The organism is Mycolicibacterium komossense (genome assembly GCF_025822605.1).
Lineage (GTDB): Bacteria > Actinomycetota > Actinomycetes > Mycobacteriales > Mycobacteriaceae > Mycobacterium > Mycobacterium komossense.
In genome coordinates this window covers 267,137-287,721 of the sequence record NZ_JACKTY010000014.1, presented here as the reverse complement: position 1 = coordinate 287,721, position 20,585 = coordinate 267,137, and the positions used below count along the sequence as shown (strand labels likewise).

At 64.6% G+C, this 20,585-nt stretch carries 14 protein-coding genes and 1 pseudogene; 1 reads left to right on the top strand and 14 read right to left on the bottom strand.

The features are described from left to right. Positions 1-9: 9 nt before the first annotated feature. Positions 10-1,389 carry an NtaA/DmoA family FMN-dependent monooxygenase gene (locus H7J73_RS05800; RefSeq protein WP_264066300.1) on the top strand — a complete coding sequence of 460 codons (1,380 nt, stop codon included), beginning with the start codon at positions 10-12 and terminating at the stop codon, positions 1,387-1,389. Between the two features lie 17 nt (positions 1,390-1,406). On the opposite strand, the gene H7J73_RS05795 is transcribed toward H7J73_RS05800, so the two are convergent. From H7J73_RS05795 to lepA, 14 genes and pseudogenes are all read right to left on the bottom strand, one after another. Further along, complete coding sequence (locus H7J73_RS05795; RefSeq protein ID WP_264066299.1) at positions 1,407-4,397, bottom strand: hypothetical protein; 2,991 nt, start codon at positions 4,395-4,397, stop codon at positions 1,407-1,409. A 561-nt stretch (positions 4,398-4,958) separates the two neighbouring features. Beyond that, positions 4,959-6,425 (bottom strand): MCE family protein, encoded by a 1,467-nt coding sequence (locus H7J73_RS05790; protein WP_264066298.1) that lies wholly within the window; start codon positions 6,423-6,425, stop codon positions 4,959-4,961. Between the two features lies 1 nt (position 6,426). Continuing rightward, positions 6,427-6,678: pseudogene (locus H7J73_RS05785) on the bottom strand (mammalian cell entry protein); the annotation flags it as partial. A 706-nt stretch (positions 6,679-7,384) separates the two neighbouring features. After that, positions 7,385-7,690, bottom strand: coding sequence for a WhiB family transcriptional regulator (locus H7J73_RS05780; RefSeq protein WP_264066297.1), 306 nt, complete (start codon positions 7,688-7,690; stop codon positions 7,385-7,387). A gap of 230 nt (positions 7,691-7,920) precedes the next feature. After that, on the bottom strand, positions 7,921-9,381 hold the full coding sequence (locus tag H7J73_RS05775) for an FAD/NAD(P)-binding protein (protein ID WP_264066296.1): 1,461 nt from the start codon (positions 9,379-9,381) through the stop codon (positions 7,921-7,923). 7 nt (positions 9,382-9,388) lie between these two features. Continuing rightward, positions 9,389-10,561, bottom strand: coding sequence for an LLM class flavin-dependent oxidoreductase (locus tag H7J73_RS05770; protein ID WP_264066295.1), 1,173 nt, complete (start codon positions 10,559-10,561; stop codon positions 9,389-9,391). Positions 10,562-10,571: 10 nt separating this feature from the next. Further along, on the bottom strand, positions 10,572-11,945 hold the full coding sequence (locus tag H7J73_RS05765) for an NtaA/DmoA family FMN-dependent monooxygenase (RefSeq protein WP_264066294.1): 1,374 nt from the start codon (positions 11,943-11,945) through the stop codon (positions 10,572-10,574). Between the two features lie 35 nt (positions 11,946-11,980). Beyond that, entirely contained in the window at positions 11,981-12,874 is an 894-nt protein-coding gene (locus H7J73_RS05760) for a MetQ/NlpA family ABC transporter substrate-binding protein (protein ID WP_264066293.1), read from the bottom strand. Between the two features lie 26 nt (positions 12,875-12,900). Continuing rightward, the gene (locus H7J73_RS05755; RefSeq protein WP_264066291.1) at positions 12,901-13,584 is read right to left on the bottom strand and encodes a methionine ABC transporter permease; all 684 of its coding nucleotides are present in this window, start codon (positions 13,582-13,584) and stop codon (positions 12,901-12,903) included. Next, positions 13,581-14,582, bottom strand: coding sequence for a methionine ABC transporter ATP-binding protein (locus H7J73_RS05750; protein WP_264066289.1), 1,002 nt, complete (start codon positions 14,580-14,582; stop codon positions 13,581-13,583). Before H7J73_RS05750 ends, H7J73_RS05755 begins: the two co-directional genes overlap by 4 nt. Before the next feature lie 258 nt (positions 14,583-14,840). Continuing rightward, a complete protein-coding gene (locus tag H7J73_RS05745; protein WP_264066287.1) occupies positions 14,841-16,085 on the bottom strand; it encodes an acyl-CoA dehydrogenase family protein in 1,245 nt (414 codons plus the stop codon). A gap of 170 nt (positions 16,086-16,255) precedes the next feature. Further along, on the bottom strand, positions 16,256-17,683 hold the full coding sequence (locus tag H7J73_RS05740) for an LLM class flavin-dependent oxidoreductase (protein WP_264066286.1): 1,428 nt from the start codon (positions 17,681-17,683) through the stop codon (positions 16,256-16,258). 199 nt (positions 17,684-17,882) lie between these two features. Beyond that, positions 17,883-18,587 (bottom strand): sensor domain-containing protein, encoded by a 705-nt coding sequence (locus H7J73_RS05735; protein ID WP_264066285.1) that lies wholly within the window; start codon positions 18,585-18,587, stop codon positions 17,883-17,885. Beyond that, complete coding sequence (gene lepA, locus H7J73_RS05730) at positions 18,588-20,492, bottom strand: translation elongation factor 4 (protein ID WP_276030932.1); 1,905 nt, start codon at positions 20,490-20,492, stop codon at positions 18,588-18,590. Between the last annotated feature and the right edge of the window lie 93 nt (positions 20,493-20,585).

Genomic DNA, 20,585 nt, shown 5'->3' with positions numbered 1-20,585 from the left:
GACATCATCGTGAGTAAACCCGTCAAGCAGGTCCACCTCGCCGCCCACTTTCCCGGTGTGAACAACACGACGGTGTGGAGTGATCCCGCCGCGGGCAGCCATATCGAATTCAGTTCGTTCGTCCGCTTCGCCGAGGACGCCGAACGGGGCAAGCTCGACTTCCTTTTCCTCGCCGAAGGTCTGCGCCTGCGGGAGCAGAACGATCAGATCTACGACCTCGACGTGGTCGGCCGTCCCGACACGTTCACTGTCCTGGCCGCGCTGGCCGCGGTCACCGAGCACCTCGGGTTGGCGGGCACAATCAACTCGACGTTCAACGAACCCTACGACGTAGCAAGGCAATTCGCCTCTCTTGATCACCTCTCCGGTGGCCGGGCCGCCTGGAACGTCGTGACGTCCTGGGATGCGTTCACCGGCGAGAACTTCCGCCGCGGCGGTTTCCTGCCCCAGGATCAGCGCTACGAACGGGCGCGTAACTTCCTGCGGACAGCGCAGGAGCTCTTCGACTCCTGGCGCGGTGACGAGATAGTGGCCGACAAGGCGACGGGTCGGTTCCTGTCAGAGCCCAAGCCGGGTCAATTCGCCCACCGGGATGCGCATTTCGATATCGCCGGGCAATTCACCGTGCCCCGCGGACCGCAGGGCAGACCGGTGATCTTCCAGGCCGGCGACTCCGAAGAAGGCCGCGAGTTCGCCGCCGGCGATGCCGACGCGATCTTCTCCCGACACAGCACGCTAGAGGCGGGCCAGGCGTTCTACACCGACGTCAAGGGACGCCTCGCCAAGTACGGACGCCGACCCGACCAGCTTCTCATCCTGCCCGCCGCCACCTTCGTGCTCGGCGACACCGACGCCGAGGCCGCGGACCTGGCGCACGAGGTGCGACTGGCCCAGGTCTCGCCGCAAACTGCCATCAAATTCCTTGAGCAGCTGTGGAATCGGGACCTCTCCGACCATGATCCAGACGGTCCGCTGCCCAGCGTCGACCCACTTCTGGGTGAACACACCATCGCGCGGGGCCGTGCCAGTGTTCGGCAGTATCGCGACCCGATCGCGACCGCCAACGAGTGGCGCGCAAAAGCCGAGGCCGAGAACCTGACCAGCCGCGAACTCATCATCGAGGTCACTGGCCGCCAGAACTTCATCGGTTCACCGGAAACGGTCGCGCACACCATCAACGAGTTCGTCCAGGCCGATGCCAGCGACGGCTTCATTCTGGTCCCGCATGTCACCCCTGATGGCCTGGCCCCGCTGGTCGACAAGGTGGTACCGCTGCTGCAGGAGCTCGGGGTGTACCGCACCGACTACGACGGCGTCACGCTGCGCGATAATCTGGGACTTGCTCCGCTGCAACCGAATCAGGCCACGAGCGGTGCGCGGAGGGCCTGAGTCGGAACGCGATTCGACTACGTGGAGCTGACGGCAGCCACTGGGGCGTTCGGCGAGACGATCGTCAACCCGTAGTTGTCGGCCTGCCACCCGGTCATAAACACCCCGATGGGGATCGCTTTACCCTGGCCGACATTGACATCTTTGTCCAGCGTCGGGTCGTAGGACGTCATCGAGCTGTCGTTGACGTACACGACGCCCTGCTTCAGATCGATCGCGATCACCGTTGCCGCGTGGTCGGGCTCGGTGAAGCTGTCATCTCCACTTGGCTTGATGGTGGTGACGGCAGACCAGACGACCGCCGTCGGGTAGCCGATCATGACGGCATTGCCCTGCGCCAGTGCGGCTTCCATATCAGTAAGCGCCAGTTGACCGTCTGCCTGCGTTGTCGTCCGGACTCCGTCCGCGCCGACCGTGCCGTACTGCTTGACCGTCGCCGTGACGTTGAAGTACTTCTCCATCAGCACCCGCGCATCGCCGGGAGCGATCGCTTCGTCGGTGTTCTGGTCCAGGTACATCTTCGTGCCGGGTGTCACCACGCTGTTGTTGGTCTTCGCCCATTCGACCCACTGCGCCTCGGTCCCGTCAGGCCCTGGCATGGGCAGAGTCTTGGTCGCCTGAAGTGTCGCCGACGCAGCCGCCTGCAGTACACAGTTGGAGTAGCTCTGGCTCACCCAATACTTCTTGCCCTCCGTCAGGTCGCCGTAGACACCGTCACCTTTGACCTGGACCGTGACCACCTTGTCGATGGTGTCGGGTTGCGCGAGGCCGATCTCGACGGCGAAGTCATGCACGAAACCCTGTATCACACCAGCGAATCCGGGTAGTTTGGCTTCTTCACCGTTGTCGAGCGTCACAGTGAACGTATCGACGATTCCCGGTTTGATGAGCGTCGCATCGGGTGTGTAGATGTACGTGCCGGGGGTGGCCCCAGGTGTCAGGGTCCCGTACTTGGGTCCTTGCTTGATGGTGTACGTCACCCCGTACCCATTGTTGCTCGACCCGTTCATGCTGACGGTTACCTGACCGGTGGTCGCGTCTGAACCGCCAACTTCCACCGACTGACTGGGCGCCCGATTGAAGAAGATGTAGGCCAACTGACGACCGATATCGGTGAAGACCGACAGTGGATCGGCGGCCTGCGTCGGGGTAGCCACCGCTGCCGACACCGCCGCGGACAGCACAGTCGCCGCACTGGCTCCGTCAGTACCCTTGATTCCTGCTGTTCCGGGGGCCCCTACCCCGCCGCCGGCCGCCGGTCCGCCGAGACCCGCATTTCCGCCATTGGCGCCCTCACCGCCCGCGCCGCCCGTCACACCGCCGGCGCCACCGTTCCCACCATTACCACCGTTGCCGCCGTCGCCTGGGGTGATGCCGCCGGCACCGTTGCCGGCACCGCCGCCCACACCACCGATACCACCGTCGCCACCTTTACCGGTGGTGGTGCTCACGCCGCCGGCGCCACCAACACCACCGTTGCCGCCATTTCCGCCGTTGCCACCGTCGCCTGTGGCGCCGCCCGCCGCACCATCCGCACCGGGCCCACCGGCGCCACCCGCTCCACCGGCAGCATTGGCGCCACCAACGGCACCAGCACCACCGTCGCCACCGCGTCCGCCGTTCGCGCTGATGGCCCCGGTCGCGTAGCCGCCGAGACCACCGGGGCCGCCGTTGCCACCCGCTCCGCCGGCGCCACTGGTGCCGTTCGTCCCGTTCGCGGAGACGACGAAGAAGAAGCTGCCCGTGCCGCCCGCTCCGCCGGCTGCGCCGCCGGGCCCACCCGTGCCGCCGGTGCCGCCATTACCGCCGTATTCGGCGAGCCCGGTGCCACCTTGACCGCCCTTGCCACCGGCACCACCGCTGCCGCCGGCACCGCCACTACCCAGGACCAGGCTGCCCGAACCACCGTTGCCGCCTACGCCGCCGGCACCACCGGCACCGCCCAGCTGGCCGTTGGGGCTGAGGGCGGATCCGTTGATGCCGACATAGCCGGCCTGCCCCTCACCGCCGGCACCACCGTCACCACCCTTGCCGACGAGCGACAACAATCCCGTGCTACCGCCGTTGCCGCCGGCACCGCCACAGACGCCACCCTCACCACCGGCGCCGCCGTTGCCCGACCACAACCCCCCGTTGCCCCCGTTGCCGCCGGTACCGCCGAGGTCCTCGCCGTAACCCTTCCCAGGTGCGTTCCCGCCGGCACCGCCGGCACCCCCCGTAGCGAAAAGGGCCAGCAGTCCACCGTTGCCACCATTGCCACCCGCGCCGCCGAAGCTGGCCTTACCGCCCGCGCCGCCGGCGCCCGCAGTGCCCGTCGCGGACACCAGCCCGGTGTCGCCGCCGTTACCCCCGGTGCCGCCGGTCTCTCCGATCAGGATGGCGTTTCCACCGCCGCCGCCCGCACCGCCGTCGCCACGGAGGAAACCTCCGGCACCACCCCGTCCCCCGGTGCCACCGTGGAAGGCTCCGGTCGACGCCCCGCCGTTGCCGCCGCCGCCGCCGTTGCCGGACATGCCGGCGGCTCCGCCGCGACCACCCGACGATCCCGCTTCGGTCTGTGCGCCCGCACCGCCGAAGCCACCGTTTCCGGTGATCAGACCGCCTGTACCGCCATCTCCGCCGGCTCCGTTGTTGATACCGACGACACCGTCGCCGCCATCACCCCCGTTGCCGAACCAGCCGGCGTTACCACCGTTGCCGCCATTGAAACCGTTGCCGCCGTTGCCAAATAGCCCACTGTTACCGCCTTTGCAGGCAGTGCTGCCGGTGCAGGTGTCGACCGTCCACGTGTAACCGTTGCCCACGAAGATGCCGCCGTCGGGGTGTGCGGCGGTGCCGTTACCGAAGAACACCGCAGCCAGATCCGGCGGTGCCGCAACCGACGGCGTCGCCACAGCAACCGCGAGGCTCCTTGCGGAATTCTTCGGCGCGGCCGCGACGGCGCTGCTCGCCGCGGCCGCGCTCGAGTCCTTGGCGCTCGTGGCGCCGGTCACTGTCTTGGACGACACCGCCGTACTCACCGACGGGGGCTTCGCCGTGGAAGAGTCCGAATGTTTCGACGCGGAGTTGGCTTTCGGCCCAGGCGAACTCGCGTGCGACGCAGTCGACGACGAAGACGAGGATGAGGCCCCGCCGTCATCCGCGGCGGCGACACCGACCTGCGGACTCATCAGGGAGAACCCGACCAGGGCCGCGCCGAGACCACCCGAAGCCGCACCTATTTGCAGCCATTGCCGCACCCCGAAATCCTGTGACCGCCGCCGCCTCCTGCCAACCCGTTTGCCGGACGGCGCGGGGCGCTCCGCCGCGAGACCGTCGAACCGTCCCGAGTCTGATCTGGTAGCCATCGGCCAACCCCCACCTGTTTTCACACGCGCTCTGCAATCCTATTGACGCCCCGGCAAACCGCCGCGTGTCGGATATTAGGGGCGGATCAGCAAATTTGCTAGGAATTCGCAAGAAAAGCTCTTCAGGTCCGGTCGGCACCGGAGAAACACTGAATCCGACGACTTTTCGCATTGCTAAGGACTTTGGGCGGCATGGCCACCTTTGCGCAATACTTGCCCGGCCTAGCCAGCTGGCGGGATCAACATCGACTGCCAGGTTCTATCCGCAGGATGCGCGAGATCGCGCTGAGTGTGATTGCGCCCGTCGGGGCCGATGTAGCTTCCCGTTGCCGGGTCATAGGGCACCGCGGTAGGCGGCGGAGGGGACGCACTGGGCATGGGCGGCGGCGGCTCACCGGGTGCCGCGACTCCTGGCGGATACTGCGGGATGCCCTGCCCTGACAGGGTGGCGTTCGGGTCACCCTTCCAGTTGTTGCCGTCATTGAGCGGAACGTATTGCTGGTCGCTCTCGCACATCTCGACGGTGGGAGCCCTTTTGTCCGGCTTGGTCTCGCACGGAATATTGCGCACACCACGGACATTCATGTCCGAGTCCTGCGGTATACGGCAGTACAACTCCCCCGATGGCCGGTCCGGATAATCCTGATCGGAAAAAGCCCGTTGCTGCCGGACCGGAAGGAAGCCGGTATTGCAGGGTGGCGGGTAATTGAGGTTCAGGTTGAAATCGAGGTAGATGCCTTTGTATGCCTGCTTGGTTCCGGAATTTGCCAGCGCGATCGCCGACATCACCGCCGTGCCCTGCGGGTAGAGCACCAGCAGCTGTTCGAGATCCGCACGGTAGGTCACGGCGATCTCGCCAAGGCTCACCAGGTTCGCCAATAACACCGGCAGCGCCGGCGCAACCCGGTCGAACAGGGCCTTGCCTTCGTCGAGGCCGGGTCCTCCCTGATCGAGCAAATCCCCGAAGACGGTGTTCTGGGCCTTGAGTTGACCGGTGATGGCGGCAGTGCGCGCCGCCCAGGTTGCGATCGAATCTGCGGTCTGGACTTGGGAATTCAGCACCGGGGGCGACTGGTCGATGAGCTGCGCCAACGGATCGATGGTCTTGCCGCCTTCGATCGCCAGCGATGTCGAACCGTCGACGATGCGCGACAACTCGGGTCCGAGCCCACCGACCGCCTTCGCCGCCTCGTCGACGACCGTCTTGAGGTTGTCCTGCGGGATAGCCTGCAGCGCGCGGTTGGTGTCGTCGAGCAGGTTCCCGATGTCAGGAGGAACACTCACCTTGCCGGCCGTAATGACATCACCGTCGCGCAGCGAGGCGACGGACTCCGCACCCGCGGGCGGGGTCAGCTCGACGAATTGTTCACCGATGGCGGAGCGGCTGTGCACCGCAGCCGTCACGTCTGCGGGGACCTTGGTCGACGAGTCCAGTGTCAGTACGGCCCGGACACCGTCCCGGGTTACGTTGACCGAGCTGACCCGGCCAATCTCATCGCCTCGGTAAGTCACCACCGCCGTCGCGTACAGTCCGCCGGAGGTGGGCAGGTCCAGCGTCACCGTGTACCGCCCGATACCAAGCAGTGCAGGAACTTTGACGAATCCGAACGCCATGATGCTGACCGAGACGACGGTGATGGCCGCCAGGACGCCCAACTGGATCCACACACTGCGAGGCAGCCGAATCATGTCAGTAGCCCCCGAAATGGTAAGGGGCGATGAGCGGGTTGCCTCCGGTGTACGGACTCGGTAGCTGACCGATGGTGCGGCCCCACTGCAGTTCGAGCTCGGTGAGATTGCCTTCCCACCTGGTGCCGGTGAACAGACCGCTGTCCAGCCGGCTCAATGTGAGGTCGACGACGAGCGTAATGTTGGCGAAGTCCCCCCGAAACCAGTTTGGGACTGTGCTTTTCACCCACGGATAGGTCGACAGGAAATCCAGCGAGTCAATATTTCCCGGCCGCGGAGTTTGGCCATGTCCGCGAGGTAGCCGGGAGTTGCGGTTCACTTCGTGGGTGCGGTGGCCAGTGCCAGCGCAGCAATCACGATCGCGCCGAGCGGATATACCTATACGCAGGCGGTGGCTGCGCATCACAGGCCGGCCTACGCACCTCGGCACCTCCGCGCCGGAACCCTGGGCGGTGCACTCGATATCGCAGCGAGATACAGCAAAGTCAGATCCTGATGGTGCGAGATGTGCGACCTCGCTGGCCCGGCTGGGGTACGAGACGCAGCCGCGGCACAGAACTCACCTGCCGCAAGCCAGCGCGCGCAGATGGAGTGCGTCCGCTCGCGTTAGCCGCACCGAGCGATCGGCTGCAGATCTGATCATCATCTTCACGGCTGGGCCACACCGGCGACCGAGTTTAAATCGCCGCGATCAAAAGTCCCGATCGCCCCCCGCACCAGACCTACCGAACCCTATCTTCACCGAGCTTCACCATGCGCCGATATCCGGGGAACCGGAAAATGGATACATCCCGCCGACTCACCGACAACGCGATGGAGGTTCTGATCGGGTTACGGAGCCATTCCGAACCCGAGACATTCAACGAACTCGTCGGAGGCGGGGCCGAAGCACCGATGTATCAGCCTGAGGGGCCGGACTTTTGGCGTTAGCCCCTGGTGTCGCGGGAAGTCCACCCCGGTCAACCACGCTGTTCGCCGTTCAAGCGTCCTGATTGGTCGGCGGCGAGGCGCTGGCGTTCCCGGGGTGTGGTCGCGCCCCAGATTCCGTAGCTCTCACGGGCGTCCACCGCATACGAACGGCAAAGCAACAAAACGGGGCAAGCCCGGCAGATCTGCTTGGCCAACTGCTCACGGCGCAATCGGATATCGCGTCGCTCATTCTCGGGTGCGAAGAAATACTCCGCCGACGTCCGGCGGCACCTGGCCTGCGGGTGCCAGTAGTCACCATCCACCCGAGTGTCAGCCAAAGCCAGACTATGTCCCATCGTCCTCACGTTAGGCCGCCCCACGCCTCGCGCTCAGTCTTCGACTCGCCGCGAATAGAACTACGTTCCTGGGCTGTACAACACCCCGCCGATCACAACGGCAGTGATTGCCACAGCAACGACAACCCACGGCCACCACCGCGCCGCTTGGTGAGCGCCGGACACGCTCGACATCATCCAACGCTCCAGTGTCTCTGAATGACTCATCATCTCCTCCCTCTGCACGGCGGTCAGATCATGTACTCCAGCACCAGCTGGTCATGCTTGTCACGAGTAGCTGCACTGCCAAGGACGGTCTCGGCCACCCGCCTGGCTTGACCGCGAAGCTCAGGCACCGCAATGGTCTCCCAGTAGGTGCCCTTCAACTGCGGACCCAAAGCGAGCAGCCATGGCGACCGATCCCCGCCAGCGGTCACCACGGTGTGGTCGGAGTCGACGCGCACACCCATATTCGTTTCGTCAGGAGCCACCAGGTCGCGCCGCAGCAGGTTCTGTAGCAGGACTGAGCGGGTGGCGGTGAACTTGGTGGCCGGCCCCGTGGCGTTGATCACCAGATGGCCCAGCAGGGGCTGGCGGTCCTGCAGGTGAACGAGAATCCGGTCCCTCGACGCTTCCAGGACCTCGATGTTCGCGGCGTGAGCTCGCAACTGTCCGGTCAATTGCGAACCGGTGATCTGGGCATGCAACACCGGTGCGATCCGGTGCCGGTAGACATTCCAGCGGGCCGCGTGTTTGCCGGCGAACGCCAGCCGCTCCTCGCGGGTGAAGCCGCTCCAAATCCGCTGGGTATGCGGGCGCAGTTTGTCTACGATGATCGCGGGATTCTCGTTGCGCTCGTTGAGAATTGCGCAATGATGCTGGATCAGGTCCAGCAAGCCGTCGAGCCCGACGGTCGCGAGATCGAGATCCTCCGGCGGAAATTCCGGGTACTCGATACCGCGGAAATGCGCGTGCGGAAACCACCCGTGCCGCGAAACCGTGTGGATGCTGCCCAGCCATCCCATGGTGCGCAGCGTGATGATGATGTCGACAGCTGTTAGTCCGGTGCCAAGGATGACGACGCCGGCTCCTGTGCTGACGTCAAGACCGGCGAGCCGCTCCTCCCACGGCTGCCACGGATTGCCCACCCAAGCCGGGTGATCCGCGAGTGATTCCGAACCGGGCAGCGGTGACGGTGATTCGTTACCGGTGGCCAGGATCACCCGGTCGGCCTCGAGTGCCGAACCGTCTGCCAGTCGCACGACGCAGCCCGGTTCCCGCGGTTCGATATCAACCGCCTCGGACGTGACGAACTCGGCGCTGACCGGTGTCCTGCCTCCTGGACTCTGCAGGTGGTGCTGGACGATGGAACACAGATAGTCGCCGTAGATCTGGCGCGGGATGAATCGCTCGCGGAGCTCTATCTCCGACAGTGAGCCGAACTCGGAACGCGTCTGCAGCCAGTGCAGAAAGTGGTCGGGTTCGTCGGGAAACGCGGACATGTTGCGCGCGGCCACGTTGAGCAGATACTCCGGCCTGCGCAGGGCGTAAGCGACTCCCCGCCCCACTGGCCGGCCGTCGTTGACAACGGTGATGTGCGCCGGATACTCACTGAGCCGGGCAATGTTCACCGCTGTCAGCGCACCGCTGAATCCCCCACCGACAACGATGATTCGGGTGGGCCGGGCGATCTCACTCGTGGTTGCCGTCATCACGCCCTCATGACGCGGCGGTCCGCACTCCCGCGCCGGGAGTGTCCACGGTGCCGGAAGTGTCCAGGGTGCGGACGGCACTGGCCGGGTGCTGCCAGAGCCCGCGGCGCGCGAGTTCCGGGAGAACCCCTTCGCCGAACCAATACGCCTCTTCCAGGTGCGGGTATCCCGACAGTACGAATTCTTCGATGCCGACTGCACGGTAGGCCTCAATGAGGTCTGCTATCTCGCGATAGGAACCGACCATGGAGGTGCCCGCCCCGCCGCGGACCAGACCGGTACCGGCCCACAGGTTCGGGTAGATCTCGAGGTTGTCCTTGCTGCCCTTGTGCAATTCCAACATCCGCCGTTGCCCCTCGGACGCCGACTGCCGCAGCTTCGACTGTGCCCGCGCGATGTCGTCGTCGGAGATGTGCGCAACGAGCCGGCGTGCCTCGGTCCAGGCCTCCTCGGAGGTTTCGCGGGCGATGGTGTGCAGTCGCATCCCGTAGCGCAGCTCTCGCCCTACATCGGCAGCGGCCTTGCGGACCCGGTCCAGTTTCTCGGCCACCGCCGCCGGGGGCTCGCCCCAGGTCAGATACACATCGGCGCGCTTGGCGGCGACGTCGATGGCGGCAGGCGAGGAGCCGCCGAAGTAGATTTTCGGCAACGGGTCGGGGATCTGGTACAGCGTCGAGTCCGTCACCGACAGATGCCTGCCGGTGAAGTTGACCGTCTCCCCCGTCCATAGCAACCGGACGATCTCGAGGAACTCGTCGGTGCGCGCGTAGCGCTCGTCCTTGTCGAGATAGTCCCCGAACATCTGCTGTTCGTGTTCCTCGCCGCCCGTGACGACGTTGAGCAGAAGCCTTCCGCCCGAGAGATTTTGGAAGGAACCAGCCATCTGCGCGGCCAGGTAGGGCGCGACCGCGCCGGGGCGGAAGGCTACCAGGAAATCGAGCCGCTGTGAGAGGCTGCTGATCATCGCAGTGGTGACCCAGGCGTCGTTGCACAGGGCGCCGGTCGGGGTCAGCGCTGCCTCGAATCCCAATTGTTCGGCACTGCGGGCGATCTGGCCCAGATACTCTACGGACGCGGGCCGGGTGGCGTTGCCCCCGGTGACGCCGTGGCCGGTGCCGACGACGTTGCGGCTGTCGCCACCGTTGGTGGGCAGGAACCAGTGGAACTTCAGGCCGGTCACAACGGTCCTTTCAGTGGGTGGCGCCGACGGGCGTCCCGACGTTGTTCAGCAGATCGTTGTCGTCGAACGCACCACGATAGGCAGCGGCCGGATGACTATCGGGCAACCGGTCGCCACGGCCGAGCAACTTCTGCCGCAACGTCCCCGATTTGTCCGTGCTGATCAGTCCACGCTCCCGCAACGTCGGGAAAAGACGGTCGGCCACCTCGCGGAACGAGCCGGGGACGGTGGCGTGGTAGACGTTGATGCCGTCGACGCCGGCTTCGCGCCACTCTTCGAGGCGATCGGCAATTTCCTTCGGCGTGCCGACAACCCGGTTGGCGCCCTCCATCACCCAGGCCATGTCCCGGATGGTCGGCTGGTCATTACCGGACACCTCCGAAGCCCAGCGGATGAAGCTCTTCACGCCGGTGAACTCCCCGAGCTCACTGATCGGGGTGTCCAGCGGCAAGCTACCGGCATCGATCCCGGCGTCGCCTAGGGCATGGAGCGCAATGCCTTCCAGGTCGAGGTAGCGCTTGAGCTCGTCGTTGCGGCGGACGGCTTCGGCGTGGGTGTCACCGATCACGAAGGACAACCCCTGCGCGAAGGTGATGTCCTCGGGATTTCTGCCGTATTGCGCTGCCAGTGAGCGGGTTTCGGAGGTCAGCTGGTGCGCGTCGGCCGGGGTCGGGCTGCTGATGTAGACGCCCTCGGCATTGCGGGCAGAGAACAGCTGACCGGCTGGCGAGGAACCAGCCTGGAAGAGCACCGGTGTCCGCTGCGGCGAGGGTGCGACGAAGTGTGGTCCCTCGACGCTGTAGCGGTCCCCGACGTGATTGATCTTGTGGATCTTCGACGGGTCGGCGTGGATCCCGGCCTCTTTGTCCTGCACCAGCCCGTCGTCGTCCCACGAGCCTTCCCATAGCTTGTAGGCGACATCGACGTACTCGTAGGCCCACTTGTAGCGCTCGTCGTGGTTGAGTGTGCCGTCATGACCGAAACTGCGAAATACGTTGGCGTTGAAGCTGGTGACGATGTTCCAACCGAGGCGGCCCTCGGTGTAGTGGTCCAGTGACGACATCCGGCGGGCGAAGTTGAACGGGTGGTCCTGGACGATCGAGCTGGTGAAGACGATGCCCAGGTTCTCCGTCGCCGCCGCCAACGCCGAAGCCAGCACCGACGGATCGTTGACCGGAATCTGAATACCGCCTTCGACAGCCTTGCGCCAGTTCCCGTTCCACGGTGCCCGCAGCCCGAAGACGTCGGCGAAGAAGATCAGGTCGTAACCGGCCTTGTCGACCTCCGCCGCCACCGACGTCCAGTGCCGAAGTGAGTTGAACTTGTGGTTCTCGGCTTCCGGTGCCCGCCAGAGTCCATGCAGCACATGGGATGCGGTGTTCATCACGAACGCCGAGTAATACAGTGGCTTTTTCTTCGTCAAGAGATCGGCCCAAGGGTATTGCGGATCAGCTCGTTGTCGGTGGTCTGCAGGAACTCGGCGATCTTCGGGTCCTTGAACGTCGCGATCAGCTTCTGCACATTCGGATCGTTGAGGTGCTTGTCAGAGACGACGAGACCACCCTCACTTCCTTTCGGTGCCGGCTCGCGAGCGATGATCTGGTCCTCTCGCAGACCGGCCGCGTAGACGTCGGAGATGTGCACGACGATGACGTCGACATCGTCTAGGCTGCGGGCCAGCTGCCCGATCGGCACCTGAACGAACTGGTAATTCTTTGGGTTGGTGGCGATATCGGATAGCTGCGGCAGGCCCGCGATGGTGTCCTTACCCGGCTTCAGGGTGATCTGCTTGTCGTACGCGAGATCCAGCAGCGCGATGGCCTGCCCGGCCGGGTCGTCACGCAGGGCGACCTTGGCGCCACCCGGCACCTGGTCCCAGCTCTTGTACTTGTTCGAGTACGAAGCCTGGTCCCAGGTGAAGGTGGGCGCGGCGAGGGTCAGATGAAATCCGTTGGCCGCGATGGCATCGTTGAGGAACGGCTGGTGCTCGAAGAAGTTGCCCGCTACCGTGCCCGCATCCACGGCACGGTTGATCTCGATCAGGTTGTCGATCTTGACCGGCTCGATGGTGATGCCGTGGCTGGGAGCCACCTCATCGGTGATGTACTTCAGCAGGTTCTCGGCGGCGATATCGGTACTCCAGGTCGCGACCTTCAGATTGGTACCGAAGGGCCTGTCCTCGTTGGAGAGCTTGGCGTACGTCACCCCTCCCGCGATCGCGACAACGACCACCACCGCGGCGGCAATCCAGGGCCAGCGCTTCTTCTTCTTGATCTCGATGTCGTCGGCCGGAGAGTCGGTCAGGTTTGTCATGAGTGTACTTTCGGGTTGGGAGGAAGCTAGCGCGTGAGCGCTTTGACCAGGCGGTCGCCGGCGAATTGCACGACTTGGACGGTGATGATCAAGGTGATCACGGTGGCGATCATGATGTTGTGATCAAAACGGTTGTAGCCGTAGGTGATTGCGAGGTTACCCACGCCGCCTGCGCCGATCGACCCGGCGATGGCGGAGTACTCGATCATCGCGATGACGTTCACCGTCAATGCCCCAGCGAGCGCGGGCAGCGCTTCCGAGAGCTGGACCGTGCGAATCAGCTGGAGGTTGGTACCACCGGATACCAGGCCCATATCGGTCACATCGGAGCGCACGTCGCGCAACGCGTTCTGCACCAGCCGAGCGAAGAACGGGACGCCGGCCACGGTCATCGGCACGATCGCCGCAGAGATACCGATGGTGGTCCCCACCAGGAACCGCGTCACCGGGATGATCGCCGTCATCAGGATCAGGAACGGCAGCGAACGCCCGATGTTCACGATCGTATTGAGCACGGCGAACACCTTCGGGTTGGGATAGAGCCCGAACTCCGAGGTGTTGTGCAACGTGATTCCGACCGGCGTGCCGATCACCAGCACCAGCACCATGGTGATGCCGACCATCAGCCAGGTCTGCCCGTAAGCAGGCAACAGCAGATCGGGAACCTTGTCCCACGGGGTACTGAAGTCTTCTCCAGCAGCGAGATTCACGCCGCCGCCTCTTTTGCCTTGGCGCTGACCGCTGTGACGTGCAGGCCGCGCTCACGCAGATAGCTGTCGAAGCCCACGGGGGTGATCGGGGAGATCGCCAGCAGTGCACGCCCGACCGCGACTCCGCGGATCGACTCGACACTGGCGCTGAGCACGTTGACCTGGGCGCCGGAGATGCCGGGCACGGTGTGAATCGAAGTGAGCCAGTCCAGCGGGACGTTGCGCGAGGCGTAGGAGACCTCCCAGACCTCGCTGTCCCCCTCGAACGGCACGCTGGGCCGATCCGGAAGTAGCTCGCGGGCCAACGACGAGGTCGGGTCGAGGATGACGTCGCTCACCGAACCGCTTTCGATGATCCGGCCGCCGTCGATCCGGGCCACCGAGTCGGCGATCTCGCGCACCACCTCCATCTCGTGGGTGATCAGGATGATGGCCAGCCCGAGGTCGTCGCGCAGGTGACTGAGCAGGCCGAGGATTGACTTCGTCGTGCTCGGATCCAAGCCCGAGGTCGCCTCGTCCGACAGCAGATACGACGGCCCCAGCGCCAGCGCACGGGCGATCCCCACCCGTTGTTTCTGACCGCCGGAGAGCTGCGCGGGCAGATAGTCGCGCCGATCGGCGAGTCCAACCCGCTCCAGCAGAGAGGTGACGCGCTTGTCGATGGAGGCATCGGTAGCACCCAGGTACTCCAGTGGCAACGCGATGTTCTGGGCGACGGTGCGACGCCTGAGCAGGGGTGCGGTCTGGAAGATGACGCCGACGCTTCGCCGCGCCGTGACGAGTTCGGCTCCTTCGAGGCGGCTGAAGTCCTTGCCGTCGACGCGGACGGTACCGCTGGTGGGCCGCTCCAAAAAGCTGACGCAACGCGAGAGTGTTGTCTTTCCCGCACCACTGGGGCCGACCACCGCCAGAATCTCACCGTTGGGGACGGAAAGCGAAATATCATCGAGGACTGTTCGGTCCCCGAACCGTTTCGTCAGGTTCTCGATCTCAATCATGCGAACGCTCTCTAGGTTGAATGGGTGGCCCCGGTACCACTCCCCGAGCAGCAGTCAGCCGCACTCCCGACGACATCTCGAATCCACGCGATATCCGCTCTTCTGGCTGTAGCCAAGGGTTTTGGTTCCAGGCACGATCCGCCAGCACCGCCGGACGGTCAGACGTAAACCAACGCTACGGACCGCGACGACGACCGCACAGGATAGGAATCGTGGTGATCTTAAGTGAGGGTCGTAGTTGTGGGACGGTAGTTGTCGTCAGAGTACGAGGCCGTACCGTGGCGGAAGCGTGCCGTTGAGGGTGTGGTTGCCCAGGTGGACGTACTTCCACCGGGCGGGATCGTGCAGCGAATGCACTCGCACGTTGCGCCAATGCCGGTCCAACGCATACTTTCCGTCGGTCGCCGAAGTGCCTGTCAGTTCGAAGATTCCGCTGGCGATCTCGACGGCGAACTCTTGCGCCAGCGCCTTGGCTGCGGCGACCTGCAGTGACGCCGTCGCCGCCGATTCGCGGGTCAGTTCCGGTTCGGCCAACGCGGCATCTACCAGGCGGCTGCCGTGGGCCAACAGAGCTTCGAGCGCATACAGCCGCGCCGTCAACTCACCGAATCGACGCACGACGTGGGGGTCCTCAGCCGCGGTGTCCACCTTCGCCTCGAACCACGGCCTGCTGGTGGTGGTGACGAATCGGGCGCCGTCTTCCAGTGCGGCCCTGGCGATTCCGATATCGACCGCGGCGTGCAGCGCCTGATCGTAGGCACCGAACACCGAGGGAGGCGAGGTGACGGGGTCGGGATCAGGCCCCTCGTCGATCACGAACGCGTCATCGACGACGACATGGTCGAGAATGACTTCGCCGCTGGCCGTGCCGCGCTGACCGAATGCCGACCACTTCTCCAGGTTCAACGTCACCCCTGGATCAGACGGCCGAACGAAAACGGTGGCGCCATGGGCAGGCTCAGGGTTTGATTGCGTGTCCACGATACGCGCCGCCACCGCAATCCACGTCGCACCCAGTGAGCCGGTTGCGTAGTACTTCTTGCCGGTGAGTACCCAGTTGCCGTCGGCACCCCGGGAGATGGTCGTCAATCGTTCGACGCTGGTGCGCGTACCACGTTCCACGGTGGCGTTACCCAGCTGGGCCCCGGCGAGAATATCCCGGTACAGCCGAGGGGCCGGGTCATTGTCACCCAGTCCCCGGATCACCCCGGAGATTACGAAGTGGGCCAACAGCAGCTGCCCGACAGCGGAATCGGCTTGCGCCAGAATGCGAAGCACCTCCACGGCAGTGGACAGCGGCAGGTCGGGTCCACCGAACTCGGCGGGCACGATGATCCCCAGCAGACCGGAGTCAGCCACCAGCCCAAGCGCCTCCTCCGGTAGCTGCCCGTTGCGCTCGCGGTCGACGGCGCCCACCGCGATCTCGGCCGCGACAGCGCGCGCTGTACCGAGGGCCTCTTCGACGGAACCGATCAGTGGGACCGTTCGCTCGCCGATCGTCATGCCGGGGAATTCCTCTCGTAGATATTCGAAGATATTCGAAACAATGAAACTAACCGCCGCGCAACCGTATGCGCCCGCCCGCACGTTAACCAGCGTTGTAATCAACGCGAGAAAATCGCCGGCCCGGCGCGATCCTGTCGACCACGTCGAGAACGGGAAGCCGGTGGATGCTAAACGCGGGCAGACAACGTCAGCGGTTCGGATACCTTGTCCGCCAGGGAATTGTCGGTGAACGCGCCGCGGTACTTGGCAGCCGGATGGGTGTCGGGCAGCCGGTCGGCCCCTCCGCCGGACAGCTTGTGCCGCAACGTCCCTGACTTGTCGGTGCTGAGCAGCCCGCGCTTGCGCAGTTCCGGGAACAGCAGTTCGGCGATGTCTTTGAAGGTGCCCGGACGGACAGCATGGAACACGTTGACGCCGTCGATGCCGGCGTCACGCCACTCCTCCAGGCGATCTGCAATCTCGACGGGCGACCCGACGATGCGACTGCTGCGCTCGAACGCGCGACCCAGGTCTGCGATGGTGGGCTCCGCATCGGCGCCTTCGCCCGCGAAGCGGGCCCAGCCCTGCACGCCCCGGAACTCACCGAGCTCGGATATCGGGGTATCCAGCGGCAGCGCGCCCGCGTCGATGCCGGCGTCGCCGAGGATGTGGCACAGCACGCCCTCGATGCTCGACAGTTCCTCGATTTGGGCTTCCTTTTCCCTGGCCTCCGCGGAGGTGCGGCCCACCACCAGCGACAGGCCCTGAAAGAACTTCACGTCGTACGGATCGCGCCCGTAACCGGCCACCAATTCCCGGGTCTCGTCGATCAGTCCGCGAGCCGACTCGGGATCTGGGCTGGAGATGAACACGCCCTCTGCGTTGCGCGCCGAAAATGCTTGACCCACCGGAGATGAGCCGGCCTGGAACAGCAGCGGCACCCGTTGTGGTGACGGCGTGGTGAAGTGCGGCCCTTCGACCGAGAAGTATTCGCCGACGTGATTGATCTTGTGGATCTTCGACGCGTCCGCGTGGACCCCGGCCTGCTTGTCGGCGCGGAGGGCATCCTCGTCCCAAGAGCCCTCCCACAGCTTATACAGCACGTCGACGTACTCATCGGCGATCTTGTAACGAAGGTCGTGCTCGATGAGCTTGTCATGACCGAAGTTGCGGTAGGTGTTGTCCGAGAAACTGGTGACGATGTTCCAGCCGATCCGGCCGCCGGTGTAGTGGTCGAGGGTGGAAATCCGACGGGCGAAGTCGAACGGCTGGCTCTGTACGATCGAACTCGTATATACCAGACCAAGATTCGTCGTCGCGGTGGCCAGTGCCGAGATCAGCACCGATGGGTCGTTGGTCGGGATCTGCATCCCCTCGCGGGCCACCAATTCATAGGACCCGTTCCACGGCGCGCGCAGCCCGATGACATCCGCAAAAAACATCAGGTCGAAGCCGGCACCGTCGAGATAGCGCGCCAGGTCCACCCAGTGCGACAGCGAGTTGATCTCGTGGTTGGCCGCGGCCGGATCCCGCCACAATCCGTGGATGACGTGCGACGTGGTGTTCATGACGAACGCCGAGTAGTAGAGCGGGCGATTCTTGGCTGGTGCGGGCATTCCTGTGCTACTCCGGTCGCGTCGATGAGTAAGTGGTCCCCCACCGAGAGGCTAGAGCGGCGCACGCCACGGCGCCGTCGAGAGCCATGCCTGCCCGCGCGAACCTGTAGCAGCGAAGATGCTGTCCAGCAGCGCTTTCCACCGGAGCACGGCGCGCACCAGCCTTAGAATCAGAGTGCGTTCAACCCCGAGCGAGACGCTACCGCGCGTTGGCCGCGAGTGCGTGCACGATGTCGACGGCCTCCTCCTGCAGCGAGATCCCGCAGGCCGAAGCCTCCAGGACAAAGCTGTCGACGGCGCCAAGCGCGTGCTGGCACGACCACCCGTCGCTGTCGGACTGGCGTGTGGTCTGACTGATCGTGCCGTCCACACTGGAGATACCTTCGAACTGCCAGTGGTACTCGTACTCGCCGTCGTTGACCATCACAGACTTGCCGATGCAGTAGGTCCACTGGGTGAACGACGAGTCCACGAAGGCCTTCGCGGCGGTGGCCGACGGGAACTCCACTACTGTCTGCTCCACCCAGTGGGCGCTGTCATCCTCAGGCTCGGTGAGTACCTGATCGGCGACATCCTTCCAACCGGTGCCGGCGTATACCGAATCCTCCGCGTTGTACAGCGCCCCAACGCACTTCGGATCGGAGATATCGGCGCTGTGGTCGGCCATGTCATTGGCCGAATCCATCAATTCGATGTCTTTGGAGCCCATGATGGCGTTGATCGCATCGGCGCCGAGCAGGATGCGTTCGATTCCTGCCCCGGACTGCCCAGACTTCGTCGGAGAGTTCGGTCCGGCAGTGTCCGCGGGCATGGCGGTGCCGGCGGTGGTCTGGACGCATCCCGTCGCGATCAAGGCAACGGCACCCAGACCGCATGCCAGCCGAGACGCCGGGGAGGCCGGCATCTACTTCTTCGCGCCCTTGGCGTCAGCGGCGGAGTCGGTGGACAGTGCGGCGACGAACGCTTCCTGCGGCACATCGACCCGCCCGATGGTCTTCATTCGCTTCTTGCCTTCCTTCTGCTTCTCCAGAAGTTTGCGCTTACGGGTGATGTCTCCGCCATAGCATTTCGACAGCACGTCCTTGCGGAGTGCACGGATATTTTCTCTGGCAATGATTTTCGCGCCGATCGCCGCCTGGATCGGTACCTCGAACTGCTGGCGCGGGATCAGCTCTTTGAGCTTCGTGGTCATCTTGTTGCCGTAGGCGGGCGCGGAGTCCTTGTGCACGATGGCGCTGAAGGCGTCGACAGCCTCGCCCTGCAACAGGATGTCGACCTTGACCAGGTCCGACTCCTGCTCACCTGACTCCTCATAGTCCAGGCTGGCGTAGCCGCGGGTGCGGGATTTCAGGATGTCGAAGAAGTCGAAGATGATTTCGCCCATCGGCATCATGTAGCGCAATTCGACCCGCTCGGGCGATAGATAGTCCATCCCACCGAGCTCCCCGCGGCGGGACTGGCACAGCTCCATGATGGTGCCGATGAACTCACTGGGCGAGATAATGGTGCACTTGACCATCGGCTCGTACACCGCGCGGATCTTGCCTTCCGGCCAGTCCGAGGGATTGGTCACGGTCAGGGCCGAGTCAGCAGCGCCCGCCTTGCCTTCCAGCACAACGCGATACACGACGTTGGGCGAGGTGGAAATCAGGTCGAGATCAAACTCGCGTTCTAGGCGTTCGCGAGTGATCTCCATGTGCAGCAGGCCCAGAAAGCCGCAGCGGAAACCGAATCCGAGAGCCACCGAGGTCTCCGGCTCCCAGGTCAGCGCGGCATCGTTGAGCTGCAGGCGCTCCAATGCGTCACGCAGATTGGGATAATCCGACGCGTCGACCGGGTAAAGCCCGGAATAGACCATCGGCCGGGGTTCCCGGTATCCGGTCAGCGCTTCGGTGGCGCCGTGGCGCGCCGTCGTCACGGTGTCTCCGACCTTGGACTGCCGGACATCTTTCACACCGGTGATCAGGTAGCCGACCTCGCCGACACCGAGACCGTTGGTGGCCTTGGGTTCTGGCGAGACGATGCCTACCTCGAGCAGCTCGTGCGTCGTGCCCGTCGACATCATCTTGATCTTCTCGCGCGGGTTGAGCTTGCCGTCCACCACCCGGACGTAGGTGACCACACCTCGGTAGATGTCGTAGACCGAGTCGAAGATCATCGCCCGCGCCGGTGCGTCGGCATCGCCGACCGGAGCCGGTACCAGCCGGACGACCTCGTCGAGAAGCTCGCGGACTCCTTCACCGGTCTTGCCGGAGACCCGCAGCACATCGCTGGGTTCACAGCCGATGATGTGCGCGATCTCACCGGCATAGCGGTCAGGATCGGCCGCGGGCAGGTCGATCTTGTTCAGCACCGGGATGATCGTCAGGTCGCGGTCCAGCGCCAGGTACAGGTTGGCCAGGGTCTGCGCCTCGATGCCCTGGGCGGCGTCGACAAGTAGCACTGCACCCTCGCAGGCCTCCAGCGCACGTGACACTTCGTAGGTGAAGTCGACGTGGCCGGGGGTGTCGATGAGGTGCAGCACATAGTCGGTGGCAATGCCGTCGGAGTCGGTGACCCGCCACGGCAGCCGAACGTTCTGCGCCTTGATGGTGATGCCGCGCTCGCGCTCGATGTCCATCCGGTCGAGGTACTGGGCCCGCATATCGCGATCCGAGACGACGCCGGTGATACCCAGCATCCGGTCGGCCAGCGTCGACTTGCCGTGATCAATGTGGGCGATGATGCAGAAGTTCCGAATCTGCGCCGGCGCTGTGAAAGTTTTGTCGGCGAAACTGCTGATGGGAATCTCCTGGTGGACGGCTACCAAATCCTTCTAAGCCCCAGGTGGCGTCCCGGGACTCGCACGTCAAGACTATCGAGCGGGGGCCGTCGCGACACAATCGTGCGCCGCGAACCTCGC